22 protein-coding genes are annotated in these 22837 nt (G+C 73.4%); 13 read left to right on the forward strand and 9 right to left on the reverse strand.

Features of this window, described 5'->3' with window-relative positions:
- Positions 1 to 161 precede the first annotated feature (161 nt).
- Genes ACRRSS_RS27035 through ACRRSS_RS27045 form a run of 3 tightly spaced genes read right to left on the reverse strand, consistent with a single transcriptional unit; the run spans position 162 to position 3285 of the window.
- A complete protein-coding gene (locus tag ACRRSS_RS27035; RefSeq protein WP_435973698.1) occupies positions 162 to 1130 on the reverse strand; it encodes a LysR family transcriptional regulator in 969 nt (322 codons plus the stop codon).
- Positions 1127 to 2044, reverse strand: coding sequence for a TIGR03619 family F420-dependent LLM class oxidoreductase (locus ACRRSS_RS27040; RefSeq protein ID WP_435973699.1), 918 nt, complete (start codon positions 2042 to 2044; stop codon positions 1127 to 1129). Before ACRRSS_RS27040 ends, ACRRSS_RS27035 begins: the two co-directional genes overlap by 4 nt.
- Entirely contained in the window at positions 2041 to 3285 is a 1245-nt protein-coding gene (locus ACRRSS_RS27045) for an MFS transporter (protein ID WP_435973700.1), read from the reverse strand. The genes ACRRSS_RS27040 and ACRRSS_RS27045 overlap by 4 nt, the downstream gene beginning before the upstream one ends.
- 194 nt (positions 3286 to 3479) lie before the next feature.
- On the opposite strand from ACRRSS_RS27045, the gene ACRRSS_RS27050 reads away from it, so the two are divergent.
- The gene (locus tag ACRRSS_RS27050) at positions 3480 to 5129 is read left to right on the forward strand and encodes a glutamate--tRNA ligase (RefSeq protein WP_435973701.1); all 1650 of its coding nucleotides are present in this window, start codon (positions 3480 to 3482) and stop codon (positions 5127 to 5129) included.
- An 89-nt stretch (positions 5130 to 5218) separates the two neighbouring features.
- On the opposite strand, the gene ACRRSS_RS27055 is transcribed toward ACRRSS_RS27050, so the two are convergent.
- The 3 genes from ACRRSS_RS27055 to ACRRSS_RS27065 form a co-directional block, all read right to left on the reverse strand.
- A complete protein-coding gene (locus ACRRSS_RS27055; RefSeq protein WP_435973702.1) occupies positions 5219 to 6601 on the reverse strand; it encodes a hypothetical protein in 1383 nt (460 codons plus the stop codon).
- Between the two features lie 19 nt (positions 6602 to 6620).
- Positions 6621 to 7595 (reverse strand): hypothetical protein, encoded by a 975-nt coding sequence (locus ACRRSS_RS27060; protein ID WP_435973703.1) that lies wholly within the window; start codon positions 7593 to 7595, stop codon positions 6621 to 6623.
- A gap of 289 nt (positions 7596 to 7884) precedes the next feature.
- A complete protein-coding gene (locus ACRRSS_RS27065; RefSeq protein ID WP_435973704.1) occupies positions 7885 to 8373 on the reverse strand; it encodes a hypothetical protein in 489 nt (162 codons plus the stop codon).
- A gap of 680 nt (positions 8374 to 9053) precedes the next feature.
- Between ACRRSS_RS27065 and ACRRSS_RS27070 the strand changes: the two genes are divergently transcribed.
- The 4 genes from ACRRSS_RS27070 to ACRRSS_RS27085 all read left to right on the forward strand — a co-directional run bounded on the left by ACRRSS_RS27070 (position 9054) and on the right by ACRRSS_RS27085 (position 13048).
- A complete protein-coding gene (locus tag ACRRSS_RS27070; RefSeq protein WP_435973705.1) occupies positions 9054 to 10280 on the forward strand; it encodes an RCC1 domain-containing protein in 1227 nt (408 codons plus the stop codon).
- A gap of 68 nt (positions 10281 to 10348) precedes the next feature.
- Complete coding sequence (locus ACRRSS_RS27075) at positions 10349 to 10534, forward strand: hypothetical protein (protein WP_435973706.1); 186 nt, start codon at positions 10349 to 10351, stop codon at positions 10532 to 10534.
- A gap of 59 nt (positions 10535 to 10593) precedes the next feature.
- On the forward strand, positions 10594 to 11793 hold the full coding sequence (locus ACRRSS_RS27080; RefSeq protein ID WP_435973707.1) for an RCC1 domain-containing protein: 1200 nt from the start codon (positions 10594 to 10596) through the stop codon (positions 11791 to 11793).
- Positions 11794 to 12049: 256 nt separating this feature from the next.
- On the forward strand, positions 12050 to 13048 hold the full coding sequence (locus tag ACRRSS_RS27085) for a TAXI family TRAP transporter solute-binding subunit (protein ID WP_435973708.1): 999 nt from the start codon (positions 12050 to 12052) through the stop codon (positions 13046 to 13048).
- Between the two features lie 165 nt (positions 13049 to 13213).
- Here the strand turns inward: ACRRSS_RS27085 and ACRRSS_RS27090 are convergent, their stop codons facing one another.
- Positions 13214 to 14620: an ATP-binding protein gene (locus ACRRSS_RS27090; protein ID WP_435973709.1), complete on the reverse strand. Its 1407-nt coding sequence runs from the start codon at positions 14618 to 14620 to the stop codon at positions 13214 to 13216.
- A gap of 18 nt (positions 14621 to 14638) precedes the next feature.
- Positions 14639 to 15352, reverse strand: a complete 714-nt coding sequence (locus ACRRSS_RS27095) for a response regulator transcription factor (protein ID WP_435973710.1) — start codon at positions 15350 to 15352, stop codon at positions 14639 to 14641.
- A gap of 274 nt (positions 15353 to 15626) precedes the next feature.
- Here ACRRSS_RS27095 and ACRRSS_RS27100 point away from each other — a divergent pair, with 274 nt between their 5' ends.
- The 8 genes from ACRRSS_RS27100 (at position 15627) to ACRRSS_RS27135 (ending at position 22201) form a co-directional block, all read left to right on the forward strand.
- A complete protein-coding gene (locus tag ACRRSS_RS27100) occupies positions 15627 to 16424 on the forward strand; it encodes an amino acid ABC transporter ATP-binding protein (RefSeq protein ID WP_435973711.1) in 798 nt (265 codons plus the stop codon).
- Between the two features lie 53 nt (positions 16425 to 16477).
- A complete protein-coding gene (locus tag ACRRSS_RS27105) occupies positions 16478 to 17299 on the forward strand; it encodes a glutamate ABC transporter substrate-binding protein (protein WP_435973712.1) in 822 nt (273 codons plus the stop codon).
- A 114-nt stretch (positions 17300 to 17413) separates the two neighbouring features.
- On the forward strand, positions 17414 to 18088 hold the full coding sequence (locus tag ACRRSS_RS27110) for an amino acid ABC transporter permease (protein WP_351908223.1): 675 nt from the start codon (positions 17414 to 17416) through the stop codon (positions 18086 to 18088).
- Positions 18085 to 18975 carry an amino acid ABC transporter permease gene (locus ACRRSS_RS27115; RefSeq protein WP_435973713.1) on the forward strand — a complete coding sequence of 297 codons (891 nt, stop codon included), beginning with the start codon at positions 18085 to 18087 and terminating at the stop codon, positions 18973 to 18975. The genes ACRRSS_RS27110 and ACRRSS_RS27115 overlap by 4 nt, the downstream gene beginning before the upstream one ends.
- Before the next feature lie 192 nt (positions 18976 to 19167).
- Positions 19168 to 20865 (forward strand): FAD-dependent monooxygenase, encoded by a 1698-nt coding sequence (locus ACRRSS_RS27120; RefSeq protein WP_435973714.1) that lies wholly within the window; start codon positions 19168 to 19170, stop codon positions 20863 to 20865.
- 47 nt (positions 20866 to 20912) lie between these two features.
- Positions 20913 to 20984, forward strand: a complete 72-nt coding sequence (locus ACRRSS_RS27125) for a putative leader peptide (protein WP_309544753.1) — start codon at positions 20913 to 20915, stop codon at positions 20982 to 20984.
- Between the two features lie 120 nt (positions 20985 to 21104).
- Positions 21105 to 21635: a cysteine dioxygenase gene (locus ACRRSS_RS27130; protein WP_435975434.1), complete on the forward strand. Its 531-nt coding sequence runs from the start codon at positions 21105 to 21107 to the stop codon at positions 21633 to 21635.
- A 122-nt stretch (positions 21636 to 21757) separates the two neighbouring features.
- Positions 21758 to 22201 (forward strand): rhodanese-like domain-containing protein, encoded by a 444-nt coding sequence (locus tag ACRRSS_RS27135; RefSeq protein ID WP_435975435.1) that lies wholly within the window; start codon positions 21758 to 21760, stop codon positions 22199 to 22201.
- 65 nt (positions 22202 to 22266) lie between these two features.
- Here ACRRSS_RS27135 and recX read toward each other — a convergent pair whose 3' ends face one another.
- Positions 22267 to 22833 carry a recombination regulator RecX gene (recX, locus tag ACRRSS_RS27140; RefSeq protein ID WP_435973715.1) on the reverse strand — a complete coding sequence of 189 codons (567 nt, stop codon included), beginning with the start codon at positions 22831 to 22833 and terminating at the stop codon, positions 22267 to 22269.
- Positions 22834 to 22837 lie beyond the last annotated feature (4 nt).

Genomic DNA, 22837 nt, shown 5'->3' on the forward strand with positions numbered 1-22837 from the left:
GCGTACGAGCGGGTGGGACGCCCCGGGACCGAGGTCGGCGGGCCCGACGGATCGCGAACGGGGCCGCCTCCGCCGGTCAGCCGTCCGACGGGACCGCGAACCAAGCCGCCCCCCGCCGGTCGGCGGCCCGCCGGGACCGTGGCCGAGACCGACCCAGCCGGTCAGCGGGCGACGGCCGCCCTGGCCGCCGTGCGGAGCGCGTCCAGCACGGCGGCGATCTCCGGGGAGGTCTGGCTGCCCTCGCGTACGGCCGCGAAGACCGTGCGTGAGGGAGCCCGCTCGCTGAACGCGCGGATCGTCACCTCGGGCCGCGGGACTGGCTTGGCCAGTCGCGGCACCAGCGCGACCCCGAGGCCGAGCCGCACCGCCGCGAGCGTGGCGTCCCAGTCGCCGATGGCGTGGGAGGCCTGCGGGGTGAACCCGGCCGCCGTACACGCGGCGACGCCGATGTCATGACAGAGGCCCGTGGTGGCGAAGATCCAGGTCTCGTCGGCGAGGTCGCCGAGGAGCAGGCGCTCGCTGCCGAGGAGCCGGTGCCCGGCCGGCAGGGCGATGTCGAAGGGGTCGTCGCAGAGGACGACCCGGTGGAACCGGCCGTCGGAGCGGCCGTCCTCCCCCGCCGTGCCCGGGGCGCGCGTGGTGTCCGCGGAGATGACGACGTCCGTCTCCCCGCGCTGGAGCAGGGAGAAGCTCTCCGGCGGGTCGACCTCGGCGAGGGAGGTCCGCAGCAGCGGCCGCGTCTCCCGAAGCCGTGCCACGGCGGGCAGGATCAGCGCGGAGAGGGTGGTGGAGAAGCCGGCGACGGCCACCTCGCCGCGCTCGCCGCTCTGGTGGGCGGCGAGTTCCGCGCGCATCTGCTCGACCTGGGTGAAGACGGCGTCGGCGTGCCGGAGCACGATCCGCGCCGCCCCCGTGAGCCGCAGCCGGCGCCCGGAGGGTTCGGTGAGCGGGACGCCCAACTCCCGTCCCAGGGCGCTGATCTGCTGCGAGACGGCCTGCGGGGTGAGGTGGAGCGCCTGGGCGGCCGCGCTGACGGTGCCGCGTTCGCTGAGTTCCCTCAGCACCCGCAGTTTCCGCAGGTCCAGATCGGACACGTCCCGCACCCCCTCCCGCTGCCGCCGCTCGGTCATCGTACGCAGCCGGCGTCCACGTCGATGACCTCCTTGACCAGTGTCTCCAGGACGTCGAGGTCCCGCGCGGTGCGGCCGGGTTCGCGCCGGTCGCCCGGGTAGGTGGGGTCGAGGACGACGGCGTGGGCGCCCAGGTCCTGGAGGAGGCCGAGGTCGTCGGCGATCTGGGCCCGGGTGCCCTCGCCGAGGAGCCGGCCGGGACCGAGCGGGCGTGAGGTGACGCGGAGTTTGATCCGGGGGCAGACGTCGGGCACGGGCCGCTCGTGTTCCTCGGCGACCTGGCGGAGCGTGGGCAGTCCGACGCCGAGGAGCCAGTCGCCGGAGACGGAGGTGGGGTGCCAGGCGTCGCCGAGGCGGACGGCCCGCCGGAGCGCGCCGTAGCTGTGTCCGCCGACCCACACGGGCGGCCCGGGCCGCTGCACGGGGAGCGGCCCCGTGTGCACCTCGCGGAAGGAGACGTGGGCGCCGTCGAAGGAGGCGACCTCGTTCGCCCAGCAGGCCTTGATGGCGGCGAGGTACTCGTCGCTGATGGCGCCGCGCTTGCGGTACGGCACGTCGAGGACGGCGAACTCCCGGGCGGCCCAGCCGGCGGCCGCGCCGAAGACGAACCGGCCGTTGCTGAACCGGTCGATGTTGGCGGCGACGCGCGCGGTGTGCACGGGATGCCGGTACGGGAGGATCGTCACCGTCGTGCCGAGCCCCACGGTCCTGGTGACCCCGGCGAGCCAGGCGAGGGTCGCGAAGGGGTCGTAGAACGGGGCGGGGAAGAGGTGCTGCACGTCCGGGGTGAGCGCCACGTGGTCGGAGACCATGGCGTAGTCGTAGCCCATCGACTCGACCCGCAGCGCCCAGTCGGCGAGGGCGTCGGGGGTGGCCTCGGGCCCGTAGTTGGGCAGATTGACGCCGAACTTCATGGGGCGTTCCTTTCCAGGGCCTCGGCCGCGGTCGCGTCCGCGGCTCCGGTCCCGTGGGCGTGGTCCGTGGAGGCGCGGCCGGCCCGGGCGTCGCTCCGGGCGAGCGCGCGCACCGCGGCGAGGTGGAAGAGGACTCCCGCGAGCGCGACCCCTGCGGCGGGGAGCGGGAGCCACCGGGCGTCGAGCCCGTGGGCGAGGGCGAGGCCGCCGAGCGCGGAGCCGACGGCGCCGCCGAGGTAGGTGGCGGAGCTGTTGAGCCCGACGGCGGCCGCTCCCCCTTCGCCGTCCCGCGCGAGCAACCGGTGCTGCTGCGGGACGACGAAGGCCCAGCCGACCGCGCCCCAGACGACGAGGGGCAGCAGGACGAGGCCGGGCACGGAGCCGGTCCAGGGCAGCAGGGCCAGGGCGCCGCCGAGGGTGCCGAGGAGGGCGACGGCGAGGAGTGCGGGCTTTCCGGTGCGGTCGACGAGGGTGCCCGCGAGGAGGCTGCCGCAGACGCCGCCGATGCCCCAGACCCAGAGGTACGGCACGGCGCTGCCGACGTCGGCGACCCGGTGGAGGACCGGTTCGAGGTAGGTGTAGAGGCCGAGGCTGGCGACGGTCTGGGTGAAGGTGACGGTGACGACGACGGCGACCCTGGGCTTGGCGAGGGCACCGAGCCGGGCGCGCAGGGAGGGCGCGGCGGCCCCTCGGACGTCGGGGAGCCCGGTGGCGACGCCGAGGAGGGCGAGCACGCCGAGTCCGGTGATCAGCCAGAGGGCCGTGCGCCAGCCGGAGTGGGCGGCGACGAGCAGCCCGAGCGGCACGCCGAGGACGGTGCCCGCGCTCATTCCGCCGAGGACCAGGCCGAGGGCGCGTCCGCGCCGCTCGGGTGGGACGAGGGCGACGGCGGCGGTGGCCGCGGCCGGGACGAAGAGGCCCGCTCCCGCACCGGCGAGGGCCCGGGTGCCGAGCAGCCCGGCGTACGAACCGGTCAGTGCCGTCCCGGTGTTGGCGAGGACGAAGACGACGAGGGCGGTCACCAGGACGGTGCGGGTGCCCCAGCGGGCGAGGACGGCCGAGAACAGCGGCGCGGCCACGGCGTAACAGAGGGTGAAGGCCGTGACGGACTGGCCCGCGAGCGAGACGGATACGTCCAGGTCGGCCCCGATGTCGGGGAGCAGTCCCGCCATCGCGTAGGCGTCGGTCCCGATGGCGAAGGAGCCGAGTGCGAGCAGGGCCACCGCGCGCGTGCCGCCCATCACACCCCCTTGTTTCTCGTGTGCGTACGTCGTGCCGAACAGCCCTGCGGACGCTACTGACCGTGGGTGGCGCTCGCAGCACACAACGCCGAAGAGGGTTCGGAGTTCCGCAGCCTCGCGCGCCCGCTCCTCTGGAATCGGCCGGTCACGGGCCTACGGTGGACCGATCGAGGAACCCCAGGAGGGAGTCCACCGTGCTCGACCTGTCCGTCATCAACGCGATGTTCCCGCCAGATCTCCCGGAACCGTCCGAATGGGAGCGGCGGTTCGGGCCGCGCGCCCTGCCGGAGGGTGCCGAGGTGACGCGCTTCGCCCCGAGCCCCACCGGACATCTGCACATCGGCGGCCTGTACACGGCCGCCGTGGCGCGTGCCCTGGCCCACCAGTCGGGCGGCGTGCACGTGCTGCGCGTCGAGGACACCGACCGTTCCCGCCAAGTGGCGGGAGCCGCGGAGGAGTTCTCCCGGCTGCTCGGCGCCTTCGGGCTCGCCCCGGACGAGGGCGGGGTCGCCGGGGACGGCGACTGGGGCCCGTACCTCCAGTCGGAACGCCGGGACGTCTATCTCAGCCATGTCCGGGAACTGCTGCGGCGGGACCGGGCGTACCCCTGCTTCTGTGGCAAGGAGCGGCTGGCCCGGAGCGCCGGGGAACAGCGCGCGGGCCGCTCCCCGCTCGGCTACTACGGCCGGTGGGCGCCCTGCCGGACGCTGGACCCGGAGGAGGCGGCGCGGCGGCTCGCGGCGGGCGAGCCGTACGTGGTGCGCTTCCGCTGCCCGTACGAGTTCCCCGGCCGGGTCCGGTTCACCGACCGGATCCGCGCCTCGGTCACCATGCAGGACAACGGCAACGACATCGTGCTGCTCAAGTCCTCGCAGGAGGAACTCCCGCTGCCGACCTACCACTTCGCGCACGTCGTGGACGACCACCTGATGCGGGTGTCGCTCGTGGTGCGCGGCGAGGAGTGGCTGTCCTCGACCCCGGTCCACCTGCAGCTGCACGCGGCGCTCGGCTTCGAGCCGCCGTCGTACGCGCACCTCGCGCCGCTGATGAAGGCCGAGGGGCCCTCGCGCCGCAAGCTCAGCAAGCGCAAGGACCCCGAGGCGTCGGTGGACTACTACCTGGCCGCCGGGTATCCGCCGGCCGCCGTCCAGCACTATCTGCGCGGTCTCGCCAACATCCGGCTCATGGACGTCCCCACCGCCGAGGCGCTCGCCGCCCCCGTCCGGCTCGACGGCATGCGCCCCTCGGGGCCCCTGCTCGATCTTCCCAAACTGCACTCCCTGAGCCGGGAGTTCATCGCCTCGCTCACCCCCGACGAGCTGTACGGGCAGCTGCTCGCCTGGGCGGAGGACCACGACCCGGAGCTCGCTTCCGTCCTCGCCCGCCACCGGGGCCTCGCCCTGGCCGCCGTGGCCACGGGCCGGCCGGAGGGCGCGCCCGCCCGGAAGGACCTGGACCGCTGGTCCTGCTTCCGCGACCGCTACGGCTTCTTCTTCGCGGAGCTCTTCGGCCCGCCGCCGGCCGCCGACGACGACCGGTACGGCGGTCTCGACCCGGAGTCCGTTCGCCGGATCGCCGCCGAGTTCGCCGGCGAGGCGGTCCGGGCCGCCACGCCGGAGGAGTGGTACGCGGCGCTCCGCGGGCTCGCCGAGCGGCACGGCCACGCCCCGGACACGGCCGCCTGGCGCCGGGACCCGGAGCGCTGGGCGGGACCGCCGAGCAGGGTCGCGAACGTGGTGCGGGTCGCGCTCACCGGCGCCACCCGCAGCCCCGACCTGTTCGCGGTGGCGCGCGCCCTGGGCCGGGAGGAGGTGCTGCGCCGCCTCACCGCCGTGGCGGGGTGAGACGGCGCGGCACCGGAGGGGAAGGGGCGTCCGGCACCCAGCTCCCGCCGCCGCCCGGCTCCCGCCCCGGCACCCGCGAAGGCGCCCGGTCAGTCCAGCGGCAGGCTCCGGTCCGCGGACCGGACGCCCGGGGCCGTCGGCGCCGGGATCTTGAGGAGGCCCTTGTCGCTGGAGCTCGCGGGCGCGTCCGCGCCGACGGGCGTGGTGGTCATGGGCCGGGCGGCGGCGCACCGCTGCTTCTCGGCCTCGGACATGGGCCCGGTGCGCTGGAGCAGCCGGTCGGGCACGGCCCGCGAGGGCCCGTCGACGACGGCGTGCAGCCGGTAGTCGTCCTTCTTGCTGACGAACCAGCCCTCGACGCGCTCGCGGCTCGGCTGCATCTCGACCCAGCTCACCTCGCCGGGCTGGATCCTCTCCACGACGGTCCGCTGGTCGCTGCTGAACCACTGCCAGGGCCGCTGCCAGCCCTTCTCGTAGGCGAGGGCGAACTGGGTGGCCATCGGGCGCTCCTTGACCCGCTTCTCGTCCTCCTCGCGTACGCCGGACGTGGGCAGCCTGGCGACCTCGTTGAGCGGCAGGTTCGCGTCGGCGTAGGTCTGGGAGACGCTGTCGTGCCCGCGCTCGGCGTACGAGAGGAGCCGGGAGTGCTCCAGGGCGTTGCGGGTGCAGTTGACGAAGGCCTCGCCGACGACCCGCGCCCGGTCGTAGTACCGGAAGGAGGTGCGGGCGTCGGGCCGGAAGGTGCAGGCGTTCTCGCCGTTGCAGGCGGCGGCCGCGTTGTGGAGGGTGCTCTCGCGTTCGTTGCCCTTGTACGCCTCCGCGGTGCCGAGCGCGGTCTTGTTCACGGTCTTGTCGACCTCGGTCGGCACCTCGACCGCGCGGACGCGGGCGATCATCGGCGAACACGTCACATGGGTACGGGAGTCGGTGACCCGGGAGGTGAAGACCAGCAGCGGCTCGTTCTCGCCCGCGGTGAAGACGTGACTGCGGGCGGTCCAGCGGCCGGGCCCGGGCGTGCCCTTCGTTCGGCCGGGGTCCCCGGCGGTGGTGACCTCGCGGACGGCGCCGCCGGAGCCGGCGACGGTGTACGGCTGTCCGTCGACGACCTGCTCTCCGGTGCACTCCTTGGAGACGGCGGGGCTGTCCTCGTAGCTCACGGTGACCCTGGCTCCGGCCCGGACCCCGCGCAGCCGCTGCTGGAGGGTGTTGCCGTCCTTCTGGAGGGCGACGCCGTGGGAGCTGTCGGAGCGGCCCGAAGCGGTGGGCGAGTAGCGCTGGTTGAGGCCGGTCCAGAAGTCGATGCCGACGGTGGTGGGGCCGTCGCCCCTCATGACGGGGTCGGCGAAGTCGCCGTTGAGGACGGGGACGGACTGGGCGACCGCGGCCGCGGAGGTGAGGGCGGCGGCGGGGAGGACGGGCAGCAGCAGTCCGGCGGAGCCGAGGACGGCGAGCGCGGCCAGGGAGCGGTTCATGACAGGGTCTCCTCCGGGTTCAGGAACCGTCGGCGGGCAGGACGACTTCGCGCTTGGGTTCGGCGCCCGGCGGCACCGCCCGCGCGGCCGGCACCTCCCGCACGGCGACGCTCCGCAGGCCGCCGGGGGGACTGTTGTCGGCGTCGGCGGCGGTGTCGGTGGCGGGGCGCTTACGGCCGCAGAGCCGGTCGGGGACGGCGTACGTCTGGGCGACGAAGGTGCTGGTGTTGACCATGGAGGGGCTGTCCACGCTCACGTCGAGGATCTTCTGCCCGGTGTCCGTGACGAGGTCGCCGACCACGCGGCGCATCGCGGCGCTCGCGCCGAAGACGAGCATGTCGTAGGGCTTCACGGTGGTCTTGTAGACGGTCGCCTCGGTGTTCTCGATCGTCCAGGACTTGGAGTACGTGGCCTTGAAGGCGGCCTCGAAGGCGAGTTTGGCGCTCAGCGAACCGGCCGCCTTCGCGCCGCCCGCGACATTGGTCTTGGTGCCGATCTCGGAGGTGGGCCCGTCCTTCAGGTTGGGCATCTTGTGGTTGCTGTTGATCTCGTTGCTGAGGTTGGTGGTGACCTCACCGGAGGCGGTGACCGTGCCCTCGGCGGTGATCTTCCCGGAGATCTCGCCACCGATGTTGTCGGTGCTGCCGGTCTTCAGGGTGACGCTCCGGTCGACCCCCATGTCGCTGGTGGTGCAGTTGACGACCGCGTTGCCGAGGGACTTGACGGCGGTGGTGTACTCGCGGCCGTTCCTGGGGTCGATCGTGAACGAGCAGGCGGTGCGCTTGGTCCCGCAGTACTCCAGGACGTCGGCGATCTTCGCGGCGCGGCCGTCCGCGGTGACGGCACGGGCGACCGGGACCTCACCGGGGCCCTCCTCGACGGCGGCGGCGGGCGGGGCGAGCAGGGCGAGGGGCGCGGTGAGCCCCAGGGCGAGGGTGAGGGTGGTGAGCGGGCGGGCCAGGGGCGGGACGGCGCGGGGACGGCGCGGAGGCATGGCGAAGGAACCCTTCGGGACGGGGAGGGAGGAGCGGGGACGGGGTGGTTCAGGAGGGACCGGGGGCAGGTCAGGGAGACCGGTGGCGGGTCAGGGAGACCGGGGCCAGGTCAGGGAGACCGGTGGCGGGTCAGGGAGACCGGGGCCAGGTCAGGGAGACCGGTGGCGGGTCAGGGAGACCGGTGGCGGGTCAGGGAGACCGGTGGCGGGTCAGGAAAGCCCGGAGGCCGGGGAGACCGGGGTCGGGAAGACCGAGGGCCGGGAAGACCGAGGGCCCGGGGAGACCGGGTCAGGAGCCGAGCAGCGAGCAGAGCTGGGAGGCCGGGAAGGGGGACTGTCCCGGGTCGGTAGACCCCTGTGGAAGGGAGGCGGGGAAGGCCGCGCAGGTGGACTCGACGGCCTGGGCGGCGTTGTCGGCGGGCTCCGGCTCGTACGTGGAGATGGTGGTGCCCATCTCCTTGAAGCCGTCCTCCTCGCGGCCTCCCTTGCCGGCCAGCTTCTCCATGCAGGAGGCGGAGCCGGGCGGGCACTCCGCCAGCTTCTCGCCCGCCGCCTCGATGTCCTTGCCGGCCTGGCCGGCCGCCTCCTGGGTCTTCTTCTGGTCCGCCTCGATCTTCTTGGCCGCCTCGGCGTTGCCCTCCTTGTCCTGACAGGCCTGGTCGTCCGGCTGGCACTCGGCGCCGTACGCGGCGGGAGCCGCCGGCAGGGCCAGGAGGGCGGCGAGGACGGCGGCGCTCAGCACCCGCCGGGAGGACACCTTCAGTACGGGCATGGGCATGGGAACTCCCTTGGGACAGGGGCTAGTTGACGGGCTCGGATGGGGACACCAGGGGCGGACAGGGGACTGTCCTCAAGATCACCGAGCGCGGTCCGACGCTAACCGTCGCGACCCCGGCGCCCCGGCAGGACACACGGTGCGGCGCCCACCCCGAAGGCCGCTCACCACTTCGGCGGAGCGCACTCGGCACCGCCGGGCCCGGCCGGGACCGGGGCCGCCCGGGGCCGGCCGCACGGTCCTCCCGTACACCCGTGGGCATGGATTCCGGGCCGGGCGGGAGGGGTCGGGCGGCCGGGCCGGGCGGGGTCCCTCACTCCCCCGGCCGCCGCCGTTCGGCGGCCCGTACGGGGGTCGCCCGCCGGCTCCCCCGGGAGCCCACGGCACGGGTGAGTGCGCCCCCGGAGCACCACCCCGAACGGACGTCCGACAAAAGGGTGTTTCGGCGATTCCGGCTCGCCCCGGTGATCGTTCTCGGTCAGTCTGCTGATGTGCCCGGCGGCCCGTCCCGGCCGCCGCACCCGGCCGTGGGAGCCCCCTGCCCACGGGCCCGGCACACCGTGTTCGCATGACCCGCGACCGGCCCGAGCGCCCCTCCGCACGCCTGCGGACGGCGCCGGCCGGCCGCCGCGCTCCCCCATGTCCCCGTCGAAGGTCGTCCCCCGTCGAAGGAGAACAGAGCCATGTCCCGTTCACGACCCGTCCCCCCGCGCCCGAGACCGCGTGCCCTGCCGTTCACCGCCGCCGTCCTCACGGCCGCCGCGCTCACCGCCCTGCCGGCCCTCGCCCCCGCCGCACAGGCCAACGAGGGCAACCCGACCGTGCTCAGCTGGGGCGCGGGCCGCACCGGCCAGCTCGGCAACGGCACCCTCGGCGACAGCCTCAGCCCCTCCTCGGTCACCAGCCTCTTCCGCGGCGACGTCGACCAGATGTCGGCCGGCGGCACCTCGTCCGCAGACTCCTTCGCCCTCGCCCGTACCGACAAGACGGTCAAGTCCTGGGGGCACAACGCCTCCGGGCAGCTCGGCAACGGCGGCAACACCAACCAGTCCGTGCCCACCACCGTCCCCCGCCTGAAGAACATCAAGGACATCGCGGCCGGCGGACAGCACGCACTCGCCCTCGACACCGGCGGCCAGGTCTACTCCTGGGGCGACAACGCCTACGGCCAGCTCGGCAACAACCGCACCGGCGACAGCCGTACGGTCCCCGACCGCGTCCAGGGCATGCCCAAGGTCAAGCAGATCTCGGCCGGCTGCGACTTCAGCCTCGCGCTCCTGGAGAACGGCAGGGTGTACGCCTGGGGCCGCGGCATCCACGGCCAGCTCGGCACCGGCAACCGGGCCACCAGCTCCGTACCCCGGCAGGTCCAGGGCCTGGAGAACGTCGTGGAGATCGACGCCGGCTGCCACCACGCCCTCGCGCTGACCGCCGACGACACGGTGAAGTCCTGGGGCTACAACCTCTACGGCCAGCTGGGCAACTCCAGCACCAAGTCCTCCACCGTGCCGGTCGACGTCGACTGGGTGGAGGGCGTCTCCGACATCGAGGCGGGCGCCCACCACAACTACGTCAAGACCAGCGACAGCCACGTCTGGGGCTGGGGCAACAACCAGTACGGCCAGCTCCTGGAGTCCGACGAGGCCTTCGACTCCAACGTCTCCCGCACCAACCGCACCGCCCCCGTCGAGATCCCGCGCCTCGAAGGCGTCCAGCACCTCGCGGCCGGCGCCCGGCACGGGGTCGCCGTCACGGCGGACGACGTCTTCACCTGGGGCCACAACGGCGAGGGCCAGCTCGGCAACGGCACCACGGTCTCGCGCTACGAGTCCGTGAGGATCCTCAGCGAGGGCTCGGCGATCAAGGACGTGGCCACCTCCCTGGGCGGCAACACGACGTACGCGTACTGAGCGGAGGCACTCCGCTGACGTACGCGTCCGTACGGAAGATCGCCGCCGCGCTCGCGTTCCTCGCCCTCGTGGGCCCGGCGCACGCCGCCGAGCCTCGTGACCCCTGGGTACGGGCCTGGGGAGCGAACAGCTCCGGCCTGCTCGGCGACGGCACCACCACGAACTCCCCCACCCCGGGCACCGCCCTGCCCCCGGGCAGCGGCACGACCCGCGTCGCGGCCTCCACCGTCTGGAAGTCCAGCTACGCCTACTGACCCCGAAAGGTCCCCCCATGTCCCCGTCCCGCAGGACCTCCGTGTCCCACCGCGCCCCCGTGCCCCCTCGTACCACCCGGGGCCGCCGCCTCACCCTCCTCACCGCACTCACCGCGGCCACGGCGCTCGCCGCCCCCTGCCTCTCCGCCCACGCCGCCGCCGGCACCGACCCCTGGGTCCGCGGCTGGGGCCTCAACACCCTCGGCCAGCTCGGCAACAGCTCCACCGTCAACCAGCAGACCCCCGCCGCCGTCCAGGGCATCACCCGCGACGACGTCCGCGAGATGTCCGGCGGGGGCGGCGACGGCACCGCGGCGGCGGCCACCGCCTTCGCCGTGGCCCTCCTCAAGGACGGCACCGTCAAGAGCTGGGGCGCCAACGCGCTCGGCCAGCTCGGCAACGGCACCCTCGTCGGCCAGACCTTCCCCGGCACGGTGGCCGGACTCTCCGGCATCGCAGAGATCTCCGCCGGCGCCGACCACGTCCTCGCCGTCAAGGGCGGCCGGGTCCTCAGCTGGGGCAGCAACGCCACCAAGCAGCTCGGCACCGGCTCCGACCCCGCCAACCCCCAGAAGACCCCCGTCCCGGTCCAGAGCCTCGACAAGGTCGAGGACGTCGGCGCCGGCTGTGGCTTCAGCGTCGCCCTGCGCCAGGACGGCACGGTCTGGACCTGGGGCAACGGCGTCAACGGGCGGCTCGGCACCGGCAACAACACCACCCGCGACACCCCGCAGAAGGTGCCCGACCTCGTCGACGTCGAATCCGTCTCCGTCGGCTGCGACCACGTCCTCGCGCTCACCGCCGACGGGACGGTCAAGGCCTGGGGCAGGAACACCGAGGGCCAGCTCGGCAACGACGGCGTCACCGACAGCAACGTGCCCGTGGACGTCGCCCACCTCGACGCCGTCGCGAAGGTCTTCGCCACCTCCACCTCCAGCTTCGCCGTCCTCGACGACGGCAGCCTGGTCGGCTGGGGCAAGAACGACGCCAGGCAGCTGGGCGACGGCACGACGGCGAACCGGACCACCCCGGTGCCGCTCGACGACCTCAGGGGCGTGCAGGACATCGCGGGCGGCGCGGACTTCACCCTCGCCGCCCTCGACGACGGCTCCGTGATCGGCTGGGGGGCCAACGCGAGCGCCCAGCTCGGCGACGGCTCCACCACCGTACCGGCGAAGACCACGGCGGCGCTCCCGCCGGGCAGCGCCGTCACCCACGTCACGACGACGAAGACGGGCAAGTCCGGCTTCGCCTACTGACCCCGTACGACCCCACGGGCGGAGGGGCCCGCACCGGCCCCGGTACGGACGGCCCCGCACCGGCCCCGGTACGGACAGCCCCGCACCGGCCCCGCACGGGCGGCGCCCTGCACGGACCTCTCGCCGGGTCCGCGCGGGGCGCCGCTCCCGGCACCGGCCCGCCCCGGACCTCACCCCGGCGCCGGGCCACCCGACCCGGCCCCGTCACTCGACCGAGCCTGGCCAGACACGCCGGCGACCTGGCAGGATCGCGTGCATGTTCGCCTCGCTCTCCCGTGCCGCCCGCCGCCGCGCCCTCACGGCCGCGGCCGCGCTGCTCACGGTGTGCGGGGTGCTGGTGTGGTGGCTCGCGCCCTTCGGCCCGCCCGTCCCCAGCGGTTCGGTCACCTTCAGTACGGGTGTCCCCACCGGCGTCTACCAGCGGTACGGCGAGCTGCTCAAGCAGGCCCTCGCCCGGGACCTGCCCGAGGTCTCGATAACGCTCAAGGACAGCGAGGGCTCCCAGCAGAACCTGGCGCGGGTGGCCTCCGGCGAGGCCGACTTCACCGTCGCCACGGCCGACGCGGTGGCCCAGTACCAGCGGGAGCGCAGGCCCGGTTTCGAGCGGCTGCGCGGCTGCGCCCGGCTGTACGACGACTACGTGCAGCTGGTGGTCCGCAAGCGGTCCTCCCTGCGGACGGTGCAGGAACTGCGCGGCCTCCGGGTCGGTGTGGGCCAGGACGGCTCCGGCGTACGCCTGATCGCCGACCGGGTCCTCGCGGCGGCGGGCCTCACCCCCACCCGGGACGTCGAGGCGGTCTCGGCGGGCATCGACACCATGCCCGGGCTCCTGGAGGACGGCCGGCTCGACGCCTTCTTCTGGTCGGGCGGGCTGCCCACCCAGGCGGTGCAGGCGCTGTCCGAGCGGTTCCAGATCCGGTTGATCCCGCTGGACGCGGAGCTGGTCGACCGGCTGCACGACGTCGGCGAGTCGACCCGCCACTACCGGTCGGCGGTGATCCCCGCCGACGCGTACGCCCGGGCGCAGGACGGCCGGCCGATAGAGACCCTTGCCGTGGCGAACCTCCTGGTCACCACCGTGGAGGCCGACACGGACCTGGTGGAGGGGTTCACGCGTACGGTGATCGGGAGCCGGGACCGGATCGGCCGCCAGGTCCACCCGGCCCAGCTGGTGGACCTGCGGACCGCCGTCTACACGGAGCCCCTGACCCTCCACGACGGCGCCCGCCGCTACTACCGCTCGGTGAAGCCGTGACTAACGGGTCCGACCGGGTCCGACCGGGCCGGCCGTGAGCGGCTCGACGGTGAGTGCCCTCGCCGTGAGCGACCCCGCCGCGCCGTGACCAACCGGGTCTGACCGGTCCGAGAGCCCTGGGCCCCGGCCGCCCCGGGCCCGCCCCCAGCCTCACAGGCCGTACACCTAGACAGTCCCCAGATCCACCGGCGCGTGCCGGGGGACGGTGACCGTCACCCTCAGCCCGTGCGGGTCGTTCGGCGCGAAGGCCACACCGCCGCCGCCCGCCGTCAGCAGCACGCGGGCGATGGAGAGGCCGAGGCCCGAGCCCTTGACGTTCTGGTGCCGCCCCGCGCGCCAGAAACGGTCGCCGACGCGGCTGAGCTCGTCCTCGGTGAGGCCGGGCCCGTGGTCGGCCACGACGACGGAGACGTTCGCCCCCTCCGGGGCGACCGTGACCGTGACCTCCTCCCCGGCCGGGGTGAACTTCAGCGCGTTGTCGATCACCGCGTCCAGCGCGCTGGAGAGGGCCACCGGGTCCGCCCACGCCGTGACCGCCGCCCACTCCCCGCCGAGCAGGACGCCCTTGTCGTCGGCGACCGGCCGCCAGGACGCGACCCGCTCGGCGGTGAGCGCGCCGACGTCGGTGAGCCGCAGCTCGGCCGCCGCGTGCTCGGCGAGGGCCAGGTCGAGCAGGTCGTCGAGGACCTGGGCGAGCCGCTTGCCCTCGGTCCGTACGGACGCGATCTCCTCGTTGCCCTCGGGCAGCTCAAGGGCGAGGAGCTCGATCCGCAGGAGCAGCGCGGCCAGCGGGTTGCGCAGCTGGTGGGAGGCGTCGGCGACGAACGCCCGCTGCTGTTCGAGCGCCTCCTCGACGTTGTCGGCCATCTCGTTGAACGAGAGCGCGAGGCGGCGCAGTTCGGGCGGACCGCCGGTCGCGGCGACACGGGAGTTCATGCGTCCGGTGGCGATGTCGTGGGTGACGGAGTCGAGGACGCGGACGGGGCGCAGGACCCAGCCGGTGAGCCGGAAGGCGGCGCCGACGGCGACCAGCATGGCGGCGGACTCGCCGGCGAAGATCAGCAGCCAGCCCCGCAGGATGCGGGAGCGGAGCTGCCCGGTGGGCGAGTCGGTGACGACGACGGCGACGACGTCCCCGTCGCGGACGACCGGGGAGGCGATGGTGAGCCGCGCGTGGGGCTGCCAGGGCCAGACCTGGGGCGGGTCGTGGCTGCGGCGGCCGAGAAGTGCCTCACGGAAGGCGCGGCGGCCCTCTCCCTCGTACGGGACGGTCCAGTCCTCGGGTGCGGCGGCCATGGCGCGGTCGTCGCGGTAGAAGATTCCGGCGCGGATGCCGTACACGTCGTGGTAGCTGGCGAGTTCGCCGCTGAGGGTGGCCTGCCGCTCGTCGGTGCCCGGGCTGCTCTCGTTGACGAACTGGGCGAGGGCGGCGAAGCGCGCGGAGTCGTCGAGCCGGTCGACGACGACCCGCTGCTGTTCGGAGGCGGCGAGGCTGGCGGCGAGCGGGAAGCCGAGGGCGAGCAGGACGCCGGCCATCAGGACGATGAGCAGCGGAAGGAGGCGGGTGCGCACGGAGGGGCCGTCCGGCGGTTACGCGGCGGGGGCGACCAGGCGGTAGCCGACGCCCCGCACGGTCTCGATCAGGGCGGGCATCCGCAGCTTGGAGCGCAGGGAGGCGACGTGCACCTCCAGGGTGCGGCCGGTCCCCTCCCAACTGGTGCGCCAGACCTCGCTGATGATCTGTTCGCGCCGGAAGACGACTCCGGGGCGCTGGGCGAGGAGGGCGAGGAGGTCGAACTCCTTGCGGGTGAGGGGGACGCTCTCGCCGTCGACGCTGACGCGCCGGGTGGGCAGCTCGATGGTGACGGAGCCGAGCCGCAGCTGGGTGCCGTCGGCGGGCGTGCCCGTTCCGGCCGTCTCCTCGGTGCCGGCGTTGCGGCGGCTGACGGCGTGGATCCGGGCGAGGAGCTCGCCGGGGTCGTAGGGCTTGACGACGTAGTCGTCGGCGCCGAGGTTGAGCCCGTGGATGCGGGAGCGTACGTCGCCCCGCGCGGTGACCATGATCACCGGGGTGGTGGTGAGCTTCCGAATGCGGCCGCAGACCTGGTAGCCGTCCTGGTCGGGGAGGCCGAGGTCGAGCAGGATCACCCCGTAGGAGGGGCGCTCGCCCTGCGCGGTGGGCAGGACGGCCTGCAGCGCCTCCTCGCCGCTGCGGGCGTGGGTGACCGTGAAGCCGTGCTTGGCGAGGATCGCGGAGAGGGCGGCGGCGACATGATCGTCGTCCTCGACGAGCAGCAGTCGCATACGTACCTCCTCCGTGGTGATGTGCTGATGGGCGGCTCTCTGTGTACCAGGTGGTACCAGGGCATGAACACCGAACATCGGTGCCACAGTCAAGTGTCCCCCTGTGACAGCGGCGTTTCTGTTATGTACCCGGTACGGCCCGGGGCGCCCCCTTCACCCACTGTGTCCGGTTGCGGCCGGATCGTTATCCTCAATTTCCGCTCAGATGTGATGACGGTCATCACATCGGGTCTCTAGTGTCCTCCCCAACCGAGGAGGACGGAGCAAGAGGCCGATGAGCGGAGAGTCAGTGTCCAAGTCCGTGCCCAGGGGGCCCGAGGACACCCCGCGCGCCACGGACGACCTGGTCGTACTGTCCGGCGTGAACAAGCACTTCGGCGCACTGCATGTCCTCCAGGACATCGATCTGACGATCACCCGCGGCGAGGTCGTGGTCGTCATCGGACCCTCCGGGTCCGGCAAGTCGACGCTGTGCCGCACGATCAACCGGCTGGAGAGCGTCGACTCCGGCACCATCACCATCGACGGCAAGCCGCTGCCCGCGGAGGGCAGGGAACTCGCCCGACTGCGTTCCGATGTCGGCATGGTCTTCCAGTCGTTCAACCTCTTCGCGCACAAGACGGTGCTGGAGAACGTGATGCTGGGCCAGATCAAGGTCCGCAGGACGGAGAAGAAGGCCGCCGAGACGAAGGCCCGCGCCCTGCTCGACCGGGTGGGCGTCGGCACGCAGGCGGACAAGTACCCGGCGCAGCTCTCCGGTGGCCAGCAGCAGCGTGTGGCGATCGCCCGCGCGCTGGCGATGGACCCGAAGGTCATGCTCTTCGACGAGCCGACCTCCGCGCTCGACCCCGAGATGATCAACGAGGTCCTGGAGGTCATGCAGCAGCTGGCCCGGGACGGCATGACGATGGTGGTCGTGACCCACGAGATGGGCTTCGCCCGCTCCGCCGCCAACCGGGTCGTCTTCATGGCCGACGGGAAGATCGTCGAGCAGGCGACGCCCGAGGAGTTCTTCAGCAACCCGCGGAGCGACCGGGCCAAGGACTTCCTTTCCAAGATCCTTCACCACTGAGCGAGTTCGGGCCTATTCTTCCCAACTCACTTCTATCCAAGGGACATTCCTCGATGAAGCTTCGTCGCACCCCCGCCGCCGCGGCGGCCGCCGTCGTCCTCGCGCTGACCGCCACCGCCTGTGGCGGCGGCTCCGACTCGGGCAGCAACGGTGACAAGATCACCATCGGCATCAAGTTCGACCAGCCCGGTCTCGGCCTGAAGACCCCGGACGGCACGTACGCCGGCTTCGACGTGGACGTGGCCCGCTACGTCGCCAAGGAGCTCGGCTACGCCGAGGACAAGATCAACTTCAAGCAGGCGCCCAGCGCCGAGCGCGAGAACCTGATCAAGGGCGGTGACGTGAAGTTCGTCGTCGCCAGCTACTCGATCAACGACAAGCGCAAGAAGGAGGTCGACTTCGCCGGTCCGTACTTCCTGGCCCACCAGGACCTGCTCGTGCGCGCCGACGACAGCTCGATCACCAAGGTCGAGGACCTCAACGCCAAGAAGCTCTGCTCGGTCACCGGCTCGACCTCCGCGCAGAACGTCAAGGAGAAGCTGGCCCCCAAGGCCGACCTCCAGCAGCTCGGTGGCTACTCCGAGTGCCTGACCGGCCTGGAGAACAAGGCCGTCGACGCCCTGACCACGGACGACTCCATCCTCGCGGGCTACGCCTCGCAGAAGGAGCACCAGGGCAAGTTCAAGCTCGCCGGCCTCCGGATGAGCGACGAGAAGTACGGCATCGGCGTCAAGAAGGGCGACGACGAGCTGCGCGGCAAGATCAACAAGGCGCTGGAGAAGATGGTCTCCGACGGCACCTGGGAGAAGCTCGTCAAGCAGCACTTCGGCCCCTCCGGCTACAAGTACGAGCCCGCGCCGAAGGTCGAGAGCTGACCCACCCCGCCTCTGCCGTGACGGCCGCCCCGCGAGGGTGCGGCCGTCACACCGGCCGCCGCCCACGCGGCGGCCTCCACACCGACCGACCACCAGGGGAGAGCGCGGGGCATCGTGTTCGACTTTCTTGATTCCGGGCAGTACGACCTGCTCGGCGCCTTCTGGGTGACGGCGAAACTCGCCCTCTACTCGGCGATCGGCTCGCTGATCTGGGGCACCGCCCTGGTCGGCATGCGGGTCAGCCCGGTCCCGGTGATGCGCGCCTTCGGCACCACCTACGTCAACCTCGTCCGCAACACCCCGCTGACCGTTGTCCTCGTGGCGTGCTCGTTCGGCCTGAACCAGACCCTCGGCTTCGCCCTCGGCGGCGACCGCTCCGACGACATCGGCTTCCGGCTCGCGGTGCTCGGACTCGTCGCCTACACCGGCACCTTCGTCTGCGAGGCGCTGCGCTCGGGTATCAACACCGTCCCGCCGGGCCAGGCGGAGGCCGCGCGCGCCCTGGGCCTGAGCTTCACCCAGGTCCTCACGCTCGTGGTGTTCCCGCAGGCCTTCCGCGCGGTGGTGACGCCACTCGCCAACGTCCTGATCGCCCTCACCAAGAACACCACGGTGGCCTCGGCCATCAGCGCCGCCGAGGCGGCTCTCCTGATGAAGGAGATGATCGAGAACGAGGCCGACGCGCTCTTCGCCGTCTTCGCCGTCTTCGCCTTCGGCTTCATCCTCCTCACCCTCCCCACCGGCCTGTTCCTGGGCTGGGCGGCCAAGCGTCTGGCGGTGAAGCGATGAGTTCCGTCCTGTACGACACTCCCGGCCCCCGCGCCAAGCGGCGGAACGTGCTCTACACGGTCGCCTTCCTGGCCGTCCTCGGCCTGCTGGCCTGGTGGATCCTGGCCGTGATGGCCGAGAAGAACCAGCTGGCGGCCGACAAGTGGACGCCGTTCGTCACCGACTCCCGGGTCTGGACGACGTACCTGCTGCCCGGTCTCATGGAGACCCTCAAGGCCGCCGCGCTCTCCATCCTGATCGCGCTGCCGCTCGGCGCCCTCCTCGGCATCGGCCGGCTCTCCGACCACCGCTGGGTACGGGTGCCCGCCGGCACCGTCGTGGAGTTCTTCCGCGCCATCCCGGTGCTGCTCCTGATGATGTTCGCGAACGAGGCCTACCGGCAGTTCACGACCGTCAGCTCCGACTTCCGCCCGCTGTACGCGGTCGTCACCGGCCTGGTGCTCTACAACGCCTCGGTCATCGCCGAGGTCGTCCGCGCCGGCGTCCTCTCGCTGCCCCGGGGCCAGGGCGACGCCGCCGAGGCGCTCGGCATGCGCAAGGGCCAGACGATGATGTACGTCCTGCTGCCGCAGGCCGTGACCGTCATGCTCCCGGCCCTGGTCAGCCAGCTCGTCGTGATCGTCAAGGACACGGCGCTGGGCGGCGCCCTGCTCGGCTTCGCGGAACTGCTCAGCCAGAACCGGCAGATCACGGCCAACTACGGCGCCAACACGATCGCCGCCTTCACGGTCATCGCGCTGATCTACATCGTCATCAACGCGATCCTCACCTACTTCGCCGGACGCCTGGAGCGGCGCCTGCGTCAGGGCAAGAAGGCCGTCACGGTGACCCTCCCGGCCCAGGCCGGAGCCACCGATCCGAAGACGAAGGCCGTCAGCGACGCCTGACCCCCACGGGGTCCGCGGGACAACAGGGGTGGGCCGGAGCGGCACTGACTTGAGGTCGGCCGCACCGCGCCCACCCTGTCGCTTGACGCGGCCATCTTCAGTGGGTTGCATACGTTCTGTGATCAACCACCGGGCTCGTGCCACACTCAGCTGTGCTGCCCTCATGACCGTCCGGCCTTCAGGAGCCGCGCCGTGGACCCGGTGATCATCGTGGGCGCGGGGCCGGTCGGCCTCGCGCTCTCCCTCGCGCTCGCCGCGCAGGGCGTGCCCAGCGTCGTCCTCGACGAGGGCGACGGCAAGGAGGAGGCCCGGCCCGCCCGGAGCGTCGTCCTGCGCGCCGACATGGCCGCGATGGTCGAGCGCCTCGGCTGCACCACCCTCCATGACGAGGGCGTCCGCTGGGTCGGCTGGCGCGGCATGCGCCGCCGCCAGACGGTCCGCCATCTCGCCCTCGACCTGGGACTCAGCGGTACGGAGGAGTGGTCCGAGGACCCCGACGCGCCCTCCGCCCCCGCCGCGCCGCTCCACATCCCCCAGCACGCCCTCGCCCGCGGACTGCGCGGCGCCATCGCCCACCAGAAGCTCGTCCGGCTCGTCACCGAGGCGCGGCTCGACACCGTCGAGCAGGACCGCGACGGGGTCGTCGCCCACACCCGGGGCCCGGAGGGCACCTGGTGGCGCGGCAGCCACCTCGTCGGCTGCGACGGCGCCCGTTCGGCCGTCCGCAAGCTGCTCGGCATCCGCTTCCCCGGCCGCACGGCGGTGGAACGGCACGCGGTCGCCGCCCTGCGCACCGAACTCCCCTGGTCCGGCGAGTCCCTGTTGCACCGTCAGCCGCCGTGGCGCGGCGCCGCCGACGAGATCACCGCCCGTCCCCTGCCCGACGGGGTGTGGCGGATCGACTGGCTGCTGCCGCCCCGGGGCGACCTCGTCACCCCGGACGCGCTGATCGTCCGGATCCGCGAGACCCTCGCCGGCTGGTGCGACGGCGTGACACCCCCGTACGAACTCATCGACACCGGCGTCCACACCCTGCACCACCGGCTCGCCCGCCGCTGGCGGGTCGACCGGGTCCTCCTCGCCGGGGACGCCGCCCACCTGCTCGGCGCGGTCGGGACCCAGGGCCTCGACGAGGGGCTCAGGGACATCGACAACCTCGCGTGGAAACTCGCCCACACCTGGCACCACAACGCCCCCGAGCGGCTGCTCGACAGCTACCAGAGCGAGCGCCGGGCGGCCGTCGCCTCCCGGCTGCGCGCGGCGGACCAGTCGCTGCCGGTCCTGCGCGGCGGCGGCCTGCGGACGTACCTCCCGGGGGCCACGCGCGGCCACGACGCCCTGCTGACCGACGGCCACGTGGGGCGCGGCCCGCTCGGCGCGCCCCCCGCGTACCCGCACTCCCCCCTCGCGGCCCCGTACACCGAGGGCCGGATCCCCGTGGGCACCCCGGTGGGCGCCCCCGTCGAGGACGTCCGCGTGACGGCCCCCGACGGCACGACCGTACGGCTCAGGGACCGGCTCGGTCAGGGCCGCCTCCTGGTCCTCCTGGTCGCGCCCGGCACCGGGGTGTGGGACCGGCGCCACTGGCGCGGCGCGGGCGTGATGCCCCGGCTCGAAGAGGCGGTCGACGCCCTCCCGGCGAAGGCCGAGGTCCTGGTGACCGAGGCCTACCCGGGCGCCCCGGCCCACGCCGTCCTGCTCGTACGGCCCGACGGGCACCTCGTCGCCGCCTTCTCCGGCGTCCGCCCCGAGGAGCTGTACGCGGCGGCGGACGCGGCCCGGGGCGGCCCCGCGACCACCGGGACGGACGAGGCCGGTGATCCCACCGGGACCGCCAGGGCGGACGCCGGAGTGTCCGCGGGGAGTGACCGCACAGCGGACATGCATTGATTCCCACAGGCGCACATGGTGTACTCCGGAGCGTGACCGACACCGATGTGCGCCTGTGGCGGAGGGTCCATATGGACCTCGTCCGCTACGCGGGCTGCGTGTGTCGCCCGTCCTGCTGATCTCGCCCTCTCCCCGCGCGCGCCCCGCCACCGGCGTACGTCCGTGTGCCGTGCTGCCGCCGCGCGCTCTCAGCGAACCCAGGACGGTCACCCGTGTCTCCACGCACCCCCGCACCCACCGTGAACACCGCCACCGGATACCCCACCACCCCTGCCGGCGCCCCGACGGCGGCGGACCTGCTCGACTTCGTCCGGCGCACGGCGGCCGACCGTGAACTGGTCGACTCCCTGCCGCTCGACCCCGAGGGCCGCACCTGGGTACGCCTCGAAGGCCCCGGCGGCAGCGAGGCCTGGCTCATCGGCTGGCCGCCCGGCACGGGCACGGGCTGGCACGACCACGCCGAGTCGCTGGGCGCCTTCGCCACCGCGCGCGGCACGCTGACCGAGAACGCGCTGGCGGTCCGGCTGCCCGCGAGCGGCTGGAAGACCCTGGAGCTGGCCGACGGTCTCGACCGCTCCCGCCGCCTCTCGGAGGGCGGGGGCCGCGCCTTCGGCCGCCATCACGTGCACGAGGTGCTCAACGAGTCCCCGGACACCCACGCGGTCTCGGTGCACGCCTACTACCCGCCGCTCCCCCTGATCCGGCGGTTCAGCCGGACGGGCGCGGTACTCCGCCTGGAGCAGGTCGAGCGCCCGGACGACTGGCAGTGAGCAACGCGCGGACGGGGTCGGCGAGCAAGGCCGAGGCAGCCACGGTGAACGAGGCACAGCCGGGCACCGTGAGCGAGGCACAGGGGGGCGGCGAGCAGGTGGGAGCACCGGGCGCCGGGCACGTGGAGACGGCTCGGGGCGAGCACGCGCCAACGGCGAACGGAGAGCGGGTCGGGATCGACGAGCTCCTGGAGCGGGTCAGGTCCGGCCTCGACCGGATCGAACCCCGTGCCGCCTACGAGGCGTACGAGGCGGGTGACGCGCTCCTGGTGGACACGCGCTACGCGGCCCTGCGCGAGCGGGACGGGCTGATCCCGGGCGCGCTGGTGGTGGAGCGCAACGAACTGGAGTGGCGGCTCGACCCGCTGGGCAGCCACCGCGCGCCGGAGGCGGACAGCCACGACCGGCTGGTGGTGGTCCTCTGCAACGAGGGCTACGCCTCCTCCCTCGCGGCCGAGTCCCTGCGCCGCCTGGGCCTGCACCGGGCGACCGACCTGATCGGCGGCTTCCAGGCCTGGAAGGCGGCGGGCCTCCCGGTCCTCCTCCCGGCGACCCCGCGCGGCTGACCGCCCGGACCGACGGACGCGGCTGACCGCCCGGACCGACGGACCCTTCTGATCTCCCCCGGGGATCAGAAGGGCTCGTCGAGCCCGTCGGTGTCCTCGCCCTCGGCCTCAAGGGCCTGGCGGACGACGCGGAGGGCCATGCCCTCGGGGTATCCCTTGCGGGCGAGCATCCCCGCGAGCCGGCGCAGCCGCCGGTCGCGCTCCAGACCGCGGGTGGCGCGCAGCTTGCGGGCGACGAGCTCGCGCGCCGTGGCCTCCTCCTGGTCGGAGTCGAGCTGCTCCACCGCCTCCTGGATGAGGGTCGGCTCGACGCCCTTGGTCCGCAGTTCGCGGGCGAGGGCGCGGCGGGCGAGGCCCCGGCCGTGGTGGCGGGACTCCACCCAGGCCCCCGCGAAGGCGGCGTCGTCGATCAGTCCGACGTCCTCGAAGCGGGAGAGGACCTCTTCCGCCACCTCGTCGGGGATCTCCCGCTTGCGCAGCGCGTCGGCGAGCTGCTTGCGCGTGCGGGGGGTCCCGGTGAGCAGGCGCAGGCAGATCGCCCGCGCCCGCTCAGCGGGATCCTGGGGTGACAGCTCCTTCTCGGCCCTCGACGAGTCGGGGCTGTCACCCGGCCATTCGGTGCGACCGGTCACCGGT

It is taken from the genome of Streptomyces sp. Qhu_M48, assembly GCF_051305195.1.
In the GTDB taxonomy this organism is placed as follows: Bacteria; Actinomycetota; Actinomycetes; order Streptomycetales; family Streptomycetaceae; genus Streptomyces.

Coding starts and splice junctions, on each gene's coding strand:
- ACRRSS_RS27035 (WP_435973698.1), bottom strand. CDS start 1,130: ATGACCGAGCGGCGGCAGCGGGAGGGGGTGCGGGACGTGTCCGATCTG.
- ACRRSS_RS27040 (WP_435973699.1), bottom strand. CDS start 2,044: ATGAAGTTCGGCGTCAATCTGCCCAACTACGGGCCCGAGGCCACCCCC.
- ACRRSS_RS27045 (WP_435973700.1), bottom strand. CDS start 3,285: ATGGGCGGCACGCGCGCGGTGGCCCTGCTCGCACTCGGCTCCTTCGCC.
- ACRRSS_RS27055 (WP_435973702.1), bottom strand. CDS start 6,601: ATGAACCGCTCCCTGGCCGCGCTCGCCGTCCTCGGCTCCGCCGGACTG.
- ACRRSS_RS27060 (WP_435973703.1), bottom strand. CDS start 7,595: ATGCCTCCGCGCCGTCCCCGCGCCGTCCCGCCCCTGGCCCGCCCGCTC.
- ACRRSS_RS27065 (WP_435973704.1), bottom strand. CDS start 8,373: ATGCCCATGCCCGTACTGAAGGTGTCCTCCCGGCGGGTGCTGAGCGCC.
- ACRRSS_RS27070 (WP_435973705.1), top strand. CDS start 9,054: ATGTCCCGTTCACGACCCGTCCCCCCGCGCCCGAGACCGCGTGCCCTG.
- ACRRSS_RS27085 (WP_435973708.1), top strand. CDS start 12,050: ATGTTCGCCTCGCTCTCCCGTGCCGCCCGCCGCCGCGCCCTCACGGCC.
- ACRRSS_RS27095 (WP_435973710.1), bottom strand. CDS start 15,352: ATGCGACTGCTGCTCGTCGAGGACGACGATCATGTCGCCGCCGCCCTC.
- ACRRSS_RS27100 (WP_435973711.1), top strand. CDS start 15,627: ATGAGCGGAGAGTCAGTGTCCAAGTCCGTGCCCAGGGGGCCCGAGGAC.
- ACRRSS_RS27105 (WP_435973712.1), top strand. CDS start 16,478: ATGAAGCTTCGTCGCACCCCCGCCGCCGCGGCGGCCGCCGTCGTCCTC.
- ACRRSS_RS27115 (WP_435973713.1), top strand. CDS start 18,085: ATGAGTTCCGTCCTGTACGACACTCCCGGCCCCCGCGCCAAGCGGCGG.